The sequence below is a fragment of the Streptomyces sp. NPDC001231 genome, from assembly GCF_042896885.1.
In the GTDB taxonomy this organism is placed as follows: Bacteria; Actinomycetota; Actinomycetes; order Streptomycetales; family Streptomycetaceae; genus Streptomyces.
In genome coordinates, this window is record NZ_JBIAXS010000001.1 from 556,693 (window position 1) to 567,280 (window position 10,588).

At 74.7% G+C, this 10,588-nt stretch carries 9 protein-coding genes; 6 read left to right on the forward strand and 3 right to left on the reverse strand.

Going from position 1 to position 10,588, the window contains the following annotated elements; all coding sequences use genetic code 11:
• The first annotated feature begins 62 nt into the window (after nt 1–62).
• Complete coding sequence (locus ACFY3J_RS02435) at nt 63–593, forward strand: hypothetical protein (protein WP_390839932.1); 531 nt, start codon at nt 63–65, stop codon at nt 591–593.
• Nucleotides 594–799: 206 nt separating this feature from the next.
• Here ACFY3J_RS02435 and ACFY3J_RS02440 read toward each other — a convergent pair whose 3' ends face one another.
• Nucleotides 800–1,669, reverse strand: a complete 870-nt coding sequence (locus ACFY3J_RS02440) for a spermidine synthase (RefSeq protein ID WP_384179262.1) — start codon at nt 1,667–1,669, stop codon at nt 800–802.
• An 85-nt stretch (nt 1,670–1,754) separates the two neighbouring features.
• A complete protein-coding gene (locus ACFY3J_RS02445) occupies nt 1,755–2,135 on the reverse strand; it encodes a hypothetical protein (protein WP_384179264.1) in 381 nt (126 codons plus the stop codon).
• Nucleotides 2,136–2,475: 340 nt separating this feature from the next.
• On the opposite strand from ACFY3J_RS02445, the gene ACFY3J_RS02450 reads away from it, so the two are divergent.
• Nucleotides 2,476–3,927 (forward strand): hypothetical protein, encoded by a 1,452-nt coding sequence (locus ACFY3J_RS02450; protein ID WP_390839934.1) that lies wholly within the window; start codon nt 2,476–2,478, stop codon nt 3,925–3,927.
• Nucleotides 3,928–4,545: 618 nt separating this feature from the next.
• On the opposite strand, the gene ACFY3J_RS02455 is transcribed toward ACFY3J_RS02450, so the two are convergent.
• Nucleotides 4,546–5,139 (reverse strand): histidine phosphatase family protein, encoded by a 594-nt coding sequence (locus ACFY3J_RS02455; protein WP_384179268.1) that lies wholly within the window; start codon nt 5,137–5,139, stop codon nt 4,546–4,548.
• Nucleotides 5,140–5,339: 200 nt separating this feature from the next.
• Here ACFY3J_RS02455 and ACFY3J_RS02460 point away from each other — a divergent pair, with 200 nt between their 5' ends.
• Genes ACFY3J_RS02460 through ACFY3J_RS02475 form a run of 4 tightly spaced genes read left to right on the forward strand, consistent with a single transcriptional unit; the run spans nt 5,340 to nt 10,390 of the window.
• The gene (locus ACFY3J_RS02460; protein WP_384179270.1) at nt 5,340–6,338 is read left to right on the forward strand and encodes a phosphatase PAP2 family protein; all 999 of its coding nucleotides are present in this window, start codon (nt 5,340–5,342) and stop codon (nt 6,336–6,338) included.
• A complete protein-coding gene (locus ACFY3J_RS02465; RefSeq protein ID WP_390839935.1) occupies nt 6,250–7,422 on the forward strand; it encodes a hypothetical protein in 1,173 nt (390 codons plus the stop codon). The genes ACFY3J_RS02460 and ACFY3J_RS02465 overlap by 89 nt, the downstream gene beginning before the upstream one ends.
• Nucleotides 7,413–9,017, forward strand: a complete 1,605-nt coding sequence (locus ACFY3J_RS02470) for a hypothetical protein (RefSeq protein ID WP_390839937.1) — start codon at nt 7,413–7,415, stop codon at nt 9,015–9,017. The genes ACFY3J_RS02465 and ACFY3J_RS02470 overlap by 10 nt, the downstream gene beginning before the upstream one ends.
• Nucleotides 9,014–10,390 (forward strand): AAA domain-containing protein, encoded by a 1,377-nt coding sequence (locus ACFY3J_RS02475; RefSeq protein WP_390839939.1) that lies wholly within the window; start codon nt 9,014–9,016, stop codon nt 10,388–10,390. The genes ACFY3J_RS02470 and ACFY3J_RS02475 overlap by 4 nt, the downstream gene beginning before the upstream one ends.
• Nucleotides 10,391–10,588 lie beyond the last annotated feature (198 nt).

The following is a 10,588-nucleotide window of genomic DNA, read 5'->3' on the forward strand; positions in this document are numbered from 1 at the left end:
ACAACCTCACCCCGATCGCTTTCCCGCCACACCATGGGGACGGGTGAGGCAGGATGGCGGCGATGCTCAGAGGACTCGTACACCTGCTGGCGTGGTCGCTCGCCACGGGCGCGGCGGCCACCCTGTCGTGGTGGGGCGTCCACACGGTGATGGCGGGCACGGCCTACGATCCGCCGCGCGCCCTGCCCATCACGGCGGTGGAGGCGACCAGGCAGGAATCGACACCGGCCGCCTCGCCCACCCCTCGGCCGACCGCGTCCAGGAGCCCCTCGGCCACTCCGAGCAAGCCGTCCGGCGAGCGGACGGTGGCTCCCAGCCCCTCGCGGCCGACGCGCCCCGCGAGCACTCCCGCCCCCTCCCCCACCACCTCCGGCCAGGTGAAGAGCTACGACACCGAAGGCGGCCGGGTGGTCTTCGACCTCGGCGAGGTCTCGGCGAACCTGGTCTCGGCCACTCCGGGCACGGGCTGGTCGATGCAGGTGTGGAAGACGGAGACGTGGATCCGCGTGGAGTTCACCTCGGACGCCGACCGGGTGTCGGTCATCTGCGCCTGGCACGACGGGCCGCCGCACGTGGAGATCGGCAACTACTAGTGCCCCGACAGGCAACGTTCGCCCCGTCGCGACGCCCGGCACGCTCCCCCAAGCTCTTCGAGCAGGGGGGACCCCCAGAGCACGCACCGGACGCCGCTCCTTTACGGGCAAACGTTGCCTGCCGCGGAGCTGGAGGAGCACTCCCGGTTCGGCCCGCTCGGTAGGCCGGTACGCCCGGTACGCCCGGTTCCGCCGATCCGGCCGGTTCAGTGGAAGGCGGACGGCGGCGGGGCCGGTGAGGCGACCGCCGCGGCGTCGGTGACCGGTACCGCCCCGCCGGTGAAGTCGGTGAGGGCGCGGCCGTGTTCGACGCGGCCCGGATGCGGGTCGGTGGCGGCCCTGCGGGTCAGTTCGGCGACCGGCAGCGGGAGGTCGGAGGCCATCAGCACGGCGTTGCCGAAACGCCGGCCGCGCAGCACGGTCGGGTCGGCGACCAGCGCGAGTTCGGTGAACCGGGCGGCGGCGGTGGCGATCTGGCCGCGCAGATGGGTCAGCGGCGGGCCGTCGGCGAGGTTGGCGGCGTAGACACCGCCCGGCCTCAATGCCCTGCGCACCCCGTCGAGGAACTCCGTCGAGGTGAGGTGGGCGGGTGTGCGGGTGCCGCTGAACACGTCCGCGATGACCAGGTCGGCCCAGCCGTCCGGCACTTTGGCGAGGCCCTCGCGGGCGTCCACCGACCGCACCCGAAGGCGGGCTCCGGAATCCAACGGCAGTTCGCGGCGCACCAGTTGAACGAGGGCCGCGTCGCGTTCGACCACCTGCTGGGTGGAGCGGGGCCGGGTGGCGGCGACGTACCGGGCGAGGGTGAACGCCCCTCCGCCGAGGTGCACGGCGTGGACGGGCCGGCCGGCGGGCGCGGCGAGGTCGATCACGTGCCCGAGCCGCCGCTGGTACTCGAAGGAGAGGTACGCCGGGTCGTCGAGGTCGACGTAGGACTGCGGGGCGCCGTCGATCAGCAGGGTCCAGCCCCGTGCCCGCTCCCGGTCGGGTACGAGCTGCGCGAGCCCGCCGTCGACCTGTTCGGTGATGGCTTCGACGGCTCCTCGCCCGCGGCGGGCGCTCCTGGACCTTCCCATCCGCCCATTGTCGCAAGGGGTGCGGTGTGCCACCCACAGGTGGCGGGAGCCGTGGGCGAACGTTCCGGTGGGCGGGGCGCCGGGGTCAGCAGCAGCTGTCCGCGGCCTCGATCATCCGGGCCGCCTCCCCCAGGGCCCGCCGCAGCACCGCGGGGTCCGTCGCGAGGTCGGCCTCGTCGGGCGGGACCAGCCAGTCCGAGCCCTCCACCGGCGGCTCCGGGGTCAGCCGCAGGCCCCGTCCGTCGGTGCCGGTGCAGGTGCTCCCGGGCACGTCCCAGGCCGCGGCCGTGCCCGCCGGCACCACGAAGCCGAGCGTGCCGCCCCCGTCGTCGTGCAGTACGGGCCCCACCGCGTCCCCCGGCCCGCGGCGCAGGATGTCCACCGCCTCCAGCCCCTGCCGGGCCGGCACCGTGACCACGTCGCACGTGGCCTGCGTACAGGGATCGACACTCCGCGGGGTTTCCATCACGGCCTCCATCACGAAAATCCCTCCTCGTGAACGAGCGGGTCGGGAGCCCGGCGGCTCCCGGTCCACGGGGTTCAACGCGGCAGGGCGTCAACGGCTACGGGCGAAGTCCGCCGTGAAGGGTGGCACTTCATGGCAGATCACGGATGAGATATCCGGTTTGTAGCCAAACGCAGCGTGTCCGGGCGGACACAGCAGGTACTTTCTTGCTCGCCGGAAACAGGGCGCCATCCGCACGACCGGGACGACCCGGGGCGACGGGTGACCCGCCGACCGGATGACTCGGGCGACTTCCCCTGTGTCCGGCATGGTTCGACGGTTCGCACGAGAGGGCCCGGCCATGACGTCGTCGACGGTGACCTCGTCTCAGTCCCCCCGCCCGCCACGACCGAATCTCGCCTTCCGGCAGCTGCGCGGACAGCGCTCGCCGGCCGAGTTCGCCGCGGCGGTACGGAGGGCCGCCCACGAGATCGGTGAGCGGGTCAGCTGTGACGCGCGCTACATCGGCCGGGTGGAGGCGGGTGAGATCCGATGCCCCAACTACGCCTATGAACGTGTGTTCTTGCACATGTTCCCCGGCTGCACGCTGACCGACCTGGGGTTCGCACCCCGGTCGGCCGTTCGGGGACGCGCCTCGCGCGCGCCGCACGAGAAACGGGAGGCGTACGACCCGTACCACTCCACCGATTCGCCGGATCCGCACGACCTGCACGACCCGCACGACCTGCACAACCCGTACCACCCGCACGAAGACCACGAGAACCACGAGGAGAGCGACGTGCTGCGTCGCGCATTCATGACCCGCGGGGGCGCCACGGTGGCCGCCGCCTCGCTGGGCCCCCTGGGACCCGCCTTCGACGCCTCGGCCGCGGATCGCCCCGCGTACCGGGCCGGCGCGAGCGACGCCGGGGCCGTCGAAGAGGCCGTCCGCCGGATCCGGTTGCTCGACGACCGGCACGGAGCGGACGGTCTCTACCGCCGCGCGGCCGCTCCGCTGCGCGCCGCCTACGCGCTGCTCGACGTCGGCGCGACCCGGCAGACCACCGCCGACCGGCTGCACTCGGGCGCCGGTGAACTGGCCGTCTCGGTGGGCTGGCTGGCCCACGACTCCGGGCGTTTCGACGACGCGCGCTCGCACTACGCCGAGGCACTGGCCACCGCGCGCATGACCGGGGACCCGGCCCTGGAGGCACACGCCTTCTGCAACACGGCGTTCCTCGCGCGGGACGCGGGACGGCCCCGTGAGGCGGTGCGGGCCGCGCAGGCCGCGCAGCGCGTCGGACGCGGGCTGGGTTCGGCGCGACTGATGTCGCTGCTCGCGCTGCGCGAGGCGGGCGGCTGGGCCGGGCTCGCCGACCGCACCGGCTGCGAGCGGGCGCTCGCCCGGGCACAGGCCCTGTTCGAGCGGGGCGCCTCGGACGCCGACCCCGAGTGGATGAGCTTCTACGGCGAGGCCGAGCTGGCGGGGCTCGAGGCGCAGTGCTGGTCCACCCTGGGCGACTGGCCGCGGGCGGCCCGGCACGCGCGGCGTGCCGCGCAGCTCCAGGATCCCCACTTCATGCGGAACATCGCGCTCTACACGGCCGAGCTGTCCGACGACCTCGCGCGCGGGGGGCGACCGGACGAGGCGGCCGCCGCCGGAACGCGGGTCCTGGACCTGCTGGGCCAGGTCCAGTCGTCCCGTATCCAGACGATGCTGGCGGGAACGGCACGGGTACTGCTGCCGCACCGCCGGGCGGGCGCGGTGTCCGATTTCCTGGAGAGGCACGCGAGCGCCCCTCGACCGGTGTGACGCGGCAACGGGCCAGCCGGACGCTCGACGCCGGGCGCGCCCTGCCGCGTCGCGCGCTGCCTCCCACGGCCCCTCGGGTGAGAGCCCCGCGCACGGGTCAGTCAGACGCCCGGCGCCGCGCCCATGGGGACGGATGCGCCCAGTCGCACCGCGGGGTGCCTCCCCCGGCCCTTCGCAGACAAGACCCCGGCGCACGGGCCGCCGAGCGACCGGCGCCGCGCCATGGGCCGGACGCGCCCATCCGCACCGCGCGGCCCTTGCCACGGCCCTCCGGGCAGGAGCCCCGCGCGCGGGCCGGCCGAGCGACCGGCGCCGCGCCGCGGAGGCGGGTGTGTCCACCCGCACCGCGCGGTGCCTCCCCGCCGCTTCGGACAAGAGCCCCGCGCACGGGTCAGTCAGACGCCCGCCGCCACGCCCATGGGGACGGATGCGCCCAGTCGCACCGAGGGACACCTCCCCCGGTCCCTCGCGGGCAAGACCCCCACGCGCGGGCGAACCGAGCGACCAGCGCCGCGCCGCGGAGGCGAGTGCGGTCACCCGCACCGCGTGGTCCCTCCCACGACTCTTCTGACGGAGCCCCCGCCCCCCTGCCGCACCAGCGGCAGCGGGGCCGACGGGTCACGAGAGGTGGCCCACGTCGTTCCAGTTTTCGAGGGCCGGCTCTCCGTATGCCCAGCCCAGTATCGACAGCGACGTGGGGTTGAGGCGGATGCGTGCCGCGAAGTCGAGTGGCAGGCCGAGCCACCGCGCGCCGATCGAGCGCAGGATGTGCCCGTGTGCGAAGACCAGCACGTCACGGTCCTCACCGCGCGCCCAGGCCACCACCTCGTCGGCGCGGGAGGTCACCTCGGCGAGCGTCTCCCCGCGCGGGACGCCGTCGCGCCAGATCAGCCAGCCGGGCCGCTCGGCCTGGATCTCCTGCGGCGTCAGGCCCTCGTACGCGCCGTAGTCCCACTCCATCAGCGTGTCCCAGCACATCGCGCGGTCGCCGAACCCGGCGAGCTCGCACGTCTCACGCGCGCGTGCCAGCGGGCTGGTGCGGACCTCGACCCCGGGCAGGCCGTCGAACGGCGCCCGCTGGAGCCGTTCCCCGAGCAGCTTGGCGCCGTGCCGGCCCTCCTCCAGGAGGGGAACGTCGGTCCTGCCGGTGTGCCTGCCGGACAGCGACCACTCGGTCTGTCCGTGCCGGGCCAACAGGATGCGCGGTGCCATGGAGAACCTTCCGGAAAAACTCAGATCTTCGGACGGAATCCCTCCATCATCGCGCACGCTGTCCGGGGGCAACCCGAGGGGCGGTCTGTGCGTCTATCAGGGCCGGGGGCACCCCGAGGTGATCGGATCGGGCACCGTAAAGTGGCACGACCGTCCGGGCACCGCCGGGCAGCGCAGCGACGAAGGGGGAGGGGCATCGGATGCCGCAGACCGAGGCACCGGCACGGCGTACCGAGACGGCCCCGCGCACCCGGCTGCGCTGGTGGACCGAACTGCCGCTGATCCTGCTGGTGTACGGCTGCTACTCGGCGGGCCGGCTGCTGGCCCGCGGCGACGTCTCCACGGCCGTCGACCACGGCCTGGCGATCCTGCGCGTCGAGAAGCTGCTGCACCTCAACGCGGAGCACCCCCTCAACCGCCTGTTCACCCGTGAGCCGTGGCTGGGCGTCCCCGCCGACTTCTGGTACGCGTCGCTGCACTACCTGGTGACCCCCGTGATCCTGGTCTGGCTGTTCAGGGCGCGCACCACGCACTACCGGGCGGCCCGCACCTGGCTGATGACGTCCACGTTCATAGGACTGATCGGCTTCACCCTGCTGCCCACCTGTCCGCCCCGCCTGCTCTCCCCGGACCACGGGTTCGTGGACACGATGGCCCAGTACAGCTCGTACGGCTGGTGGGGCGGCGAGGCCAGCGCGCCGCGCGGCCTGGGCGGTATGACCAACCAGTACGCGGCCATGCCGAGCCTGCACGTGGGCTGGGCCCTGTGGTGCGGAGTGATGCTGTGGCGCCACGGCGGCACGCGCACGGCGAAGGTCGCGGGCGTCGCCTATCCGCTGGTGACCGCGCTGGTCGTGATGGGCACCGCCAACCACTACCTCCTGGACGCGGTCGCGGGCGTGGCCGTCATGGGCGTCGGGATGCTGCTCGCGCCGTTCGTGATGCGGGGTGCGGACCGCGCCAAGGCACTGCTGACGCCCCGCGCCACGGCCGTCACAGGGGACTCCGGTGCCGCGGGCTCCCCGATTGTCAGTGGCGGATGCCAGACTTCGGCGGGTGAGCGAATTCCACGGCAGCGCGAAACACGGTTCGGTCCCGGAGCCGAACCGGGTGCCGTCCCCGAGGACGCGGGAGACGGCGCTCCAGCCTGGGGTCTCCCCCGCCCGAGCGAAGTCGAGAGCTTGGGGAAGGCTCGCTGAGCTGCGCGGGCCCGGCGTACCGGCCCGCGCCCTCGACGCCCGGGCCCTGGCCGCGCTGGCCGCGAACCCCGGCTGCGGCCGTCGCGCGATCCTGGACGGCGCGGGCGTGGACAAGGCGGCGCTCGCGGAAGCGCTGGGCGCACCCGCCGTGTTCGGGCAGTCGCAGTTCGCCTTCATGCGGGGCAACGCGTTCGAGGCGCGGGTCAAGGCGGACGGCGGCGCCGAGCTGCTGAGGCTGGCGCACACCAGGCTGGACCCGGGCGCGGAACCGCCGGGGGAGGGCCGGGTGCCCGACCTGAGCGCCGTCGGCCCGGAGGGGCGTACGGCGCGTACGGCGCTGGCGCTGCGCGAGGCCACGCAGGCGGGCGCCTGGACGCTGCTCGACCATCCGATGCTCGCCCTGGAGGTGGCGGGCTCGCCCGCCTACCTGGAGCCGGACGCGGTGGTGGTGCACCCGGACGGCAGCTGGACGGTGGTGGAGATCAAGTCCTTCCCGATGCTGGACGGCTCCGCCGACCCGGCGAAGGTGGGCGCGGCCGCCCGGCAGTCGGCGGTGTACGTGCTGGCGCTGGAGGACGTCGCCGCGCGCCTCGACCCCGTCCCGCGCGTACGGCACCGGGTGCTCCTGGTATGCCCCAAGGACTTCTCCAACCTGCCCACCGCGTCCGCCGTCGACGTCCGCAAGCAGCGCGCGGTGACCGCCCGCCAGCTGACCCGGCTGACCCGTGTCGAGGACATCGCCGCCGCCCTGCCCGAGGGCGTGTGCTTCTCCCCCGAGCTGTCCTCGGAGGAGCTGACGGCCGCGGTGGAGGCGGTCCCGGCGACGTACGCGCCCGAGTGCCTGGCCACGTGCGAGCTGGCCTTCCACTGCCGCGCCCGGTCCCGCGCGCAGGGCGCGGTGACCGCGCTGGGCCGCTCGGCCCGCGCCGACCTGGGCGGGCTGTCGACGGTCGAGGACGTGCTGGCGGCCGCCCACGGCGAGGCGGGCGACCCGGACGACCCGGCGGTGGCCGCGCTGCGCCGGGCCGCCGCACTGCGGGACGAGGCCCTGGAGCCGGCCGGGCGGGAGGCGGCGTGTCGCTGATCGCCACCCTGGGCCGTCTGGAGGCGGTGCGGACCGGTCGGGCCCAGCCCGCCGCGACCGTCCGGCACCGGCATCTGTCCGAGCGGCCGCTGGTGTTCGTGCCGCTCACCACCGCCGGTGAGGCGGGCGCCCCGCTCGGGGCGCTGGTCGGCACGGACCGTGACGCGCCGCGGCTGCTGGCCGTGCCGCAGCCGCGCGACCGCGACCTGCGGTTCGCGTTCCTCGCCGAACTGGCCGACGTGGTCCTGCCGTACATCGACTCCTACGCCGACGCCGTCGAGGCCGCCGAGCGCAGCGAGACCGATCCGGAGAGCGGCAAGCGGGTCAAGGTCGAGGTGGAACTGTGCGCGGACGCGCCCCAGCTGATCGTGCCGAGCCGCGCGGGCATCGACTTCGTACGGCTGCTCGGACGCTCCATGCGTTTCCGCCGCACCGCCGAGCAGGACCCTGAGACGCCGCATCCGGCGCCGCCGCGCGTGCCGTTGCTCGGCCGGTGGCTGACCCACTTCGGGGAGCGGGCCCGGGTGCCCGGCTCCTCGCTGCTGCCGGCGATGACCGACCTGCTGGCCCAGCACTGGACGACCGGCCAGTCCAGCCTGGAGGACCAGCACCTGGGGGCGCTGCTGGCGTGGATCGACCCGCCGGACGACGCGTCGGGCGCCGAGGCCGCGCTGCGGGCCGAGCTGGCGCGCACCGCCGACGGCCAGTTGGAGTGCCCGCCCGCGGGCCCCGCCACCGATCCGGCCTTCGACAACAGGCTGCTGGCGCCCGCGATCGAGCGCTACGACCGCGCGCGTACCGCGCTCGCCGCCGCCGAGGACGGCCTGGAGGCCGACGACCGGCTGGGCGCCGTCACCGCCGCCGAGCAGGGGATCCGCGACCTGGTCGAGAAGTGCGCCCTCCCCACCTGGGACACCGTCTGGCACGGCCTGGACCTGCTGCGGGCGCTGCCCGAGGGCGCGCACGTCGAGGAGCGCTGGACGCGCGACCGCTGGTCGTTCACCGGCCACCGCGACCGCGTGCGGGCCGGCGAGCCGCCGCAGCCGCGCCGCGACGACGCGGTCACCGCGGCGAGCAAGCTGGCCACGCGTGAACGGGAGCAGGCCCGTCTGGAGGCACAGGAGGCGCTGGACGACCCGCTGGTCATGGCGGGGCGGCGGCTGGCCGGAGAGGCGTTCGCGGGCGAGGTCACGGATGTCGTCCCGGCCTGCAGCGAGGGCAAGCGGCCCAGTCCGCGCCCGCTGGTCACGGTGCGCACCGACGACCGGCCGCACCTGGGCGAGCGGGCCAGGGCGTACCGCTCACTGGACGGCAAGCCGCAGTCGGCCGAGTTCGTCGCCTGCGAGGAGGACACCGCCGAGGGGACGCTCGTCGTCCTGCGGATCCTGGACAGGATGGGCCGCGGCAAGGAACCCGCGCCCGGTTCCGTGCCGGAGAAGGGCGACAGCGTGTGCTTCACGCTCTTCGAGCACGAGCAGCGCGGCGGCGCGAAGCTGCCCGACCCGGAGCAGACCCCATGGACGCACGGCGGCCCGCCGGGCGAGGAGAGCACGCCGGAAGCCCCGGACCCGGTGACCGAGGAGGATCATCTGTGACCGCCCCCGCCCAGGACCCCGCGATCGGCCCCGGCGGCCTCCGGGCGCCCTTCGACCCCGGTGCGGCGGCCGCCCGCGCGACCGACGCGATCCTCCGCGACACCCTGCACGGCTCGGACCGCGGGGTCGTCGTCGACTCCCCGCCCGGCGCGGGGAAGTCGACGCTGGTCGTGCGCGCGGCGCTGGAGCTGGCCGCCGCCGGACGGCCGCTGATGGTGGTCGCGCAGACCAACGCCCAGGTCGACGACCTGGTGCTGCGGCTGGCGGAGAAGAATCCCGAACTGCCCGTGGGCCGGCTGCACAGCAGTGACGCCGACCCGTACGACAAGGCGCTCGACGACCTGCCGAACGTACGGAAGTCGGCGAAGGCGGCCGACCTCACCGGACTCGACGTGGTCCTGTCGACCGCCGCGAAGTGGGCACATGTGAAGGTCGACGAGCCGTGGCGGCACGCGATCGTCGACGAGGCGTACCAGATGCGTTCGGACGCCCTGCTCGCGGTCGCCGGGCTGTTCGAGCGGGCGTTGTTCGTGGGCGATCCGGGTCAGCTGGACCCGTTCGCGATCGTCGGCAGCGAGCAGTGGGCGGGCCTGTCCTACGACCCGTCGGCGTCCGCGGTGACGACGCTGCTGGCCCACAACCCGCAGCTGCCCCAGCACCGGCTGCCGGTGTCCTGGCGGCTTCCGGCGTCGGCGGCGCCGCTGGTCTCCGACGCGTTCTACCCGTACACGCCGTTCCGCAGCGGCACGTCTGCCGGGGACCGGCGGCTGAGGTTCGCGGTCCCCTCGGACCGCTCGGGTCCCGACCGGGTGCTCGACGAGGCCGCCGAGTCCGGCTGGGGCCTGCTGGAGCTGCCCGCGCGGCACACTCCGCGCACCGACCCGGAGGCGGTGCGGGCGGTGGCGGCGGTCGTACGGCGGCTGCTGGAGCGGGGCGGGGCGGCCGTCTCGGAGCGGTCGCCGGACCCGGCGCCGCTGACCGCCGACCGGATCGCTGTCGGCACGGCGCACCGCGACCAGGCGGCCGCCGTGCGCGCGGCGCTGGCGGAACTGGGCGTGACGGATGTCACCGTGGACACGGCGAACCGCCTCCAAGGCCGTGAGTTCGACGTCACGGTCGTGCTGCACCCGCTCTCCGGACGCCCCGACGCCACCGCGTTCCACCTGGAGACCGGCCGCCTGTGCGTCCTCGCCTCCCGCCACCGGCACGCCTGCGTCGTGGTCTGCCGCGCGGGAGTGACCGACCTCCTGGACGACCACCCGTCGACGGAACCGGTCCAGCTGGGCGTGACGGTGAAGTTCCCGGACGGTTGGGAGGCCAACCACGCGGTGCTGGCTCGCCTGCGAGAACACCGAGTGGCCTGGCGACCCTGACCGCCACACGGCCTTCCGCCGGACGGAGTCCGGCACGCCGCCGAAGGCGGCCGACGAACACAGCCCGGACGGCTGGGAGGCCAACCACGCGGTGCTGGCCCACCTGCGAGAACACCGAGTGGCCTGGCGACCCTGACCGCCACACGGCCTTCCGCCGGACGGAGTCCGGCACGCCGCCGAAGGCGGCCGACGAACACA

Coding starts and splice junctions, on each gene's coding strand:
- ACFY3J_RS02435 (WP_390839932.1), top strand. CDS start 63: ATGCTCAGAGGACTCGTACACCTGCTGGCGTGGTCGCTCGCCACGGGC.
- ACFY3J_RS02440 (WP_384179262.1), bottom strand. CDS start 1,669: ATGGGAAGGTCCAGGAGCGCCCGCCGCGGGCGAGGAGCCGTCGAAGCC.
- ACFY3J_RS02445 (WP_384179264.1), bottom strand. CDS start 2,135: ATGGAAACCCCGCGGAGTGTCGATCCCTGTACGCAGGCCACGTGCGAC.
- ACFY3J_RS02450 (WP_390839934.1), top strand. CDS start 2,476: ATGACGTCGTCGACGGTGACCTCGTCTCAGTCCCCCCGCCCGCCACGA.
- ACFY3J_RS02455 (WP_384179268.1), bottom strand. CDS start 5,139: ATGGCACCGCGCATCCTGTTGGCCCGGCACGGACAGACCGAGTGGTCG.
- ACFY3J_RS02460 (WP_384179270.1), top strand. CDS start 5,340: ATGCCGCAGACCGAGGCACCGGCACGGCGTACCGAGACGGCCCCGCGC.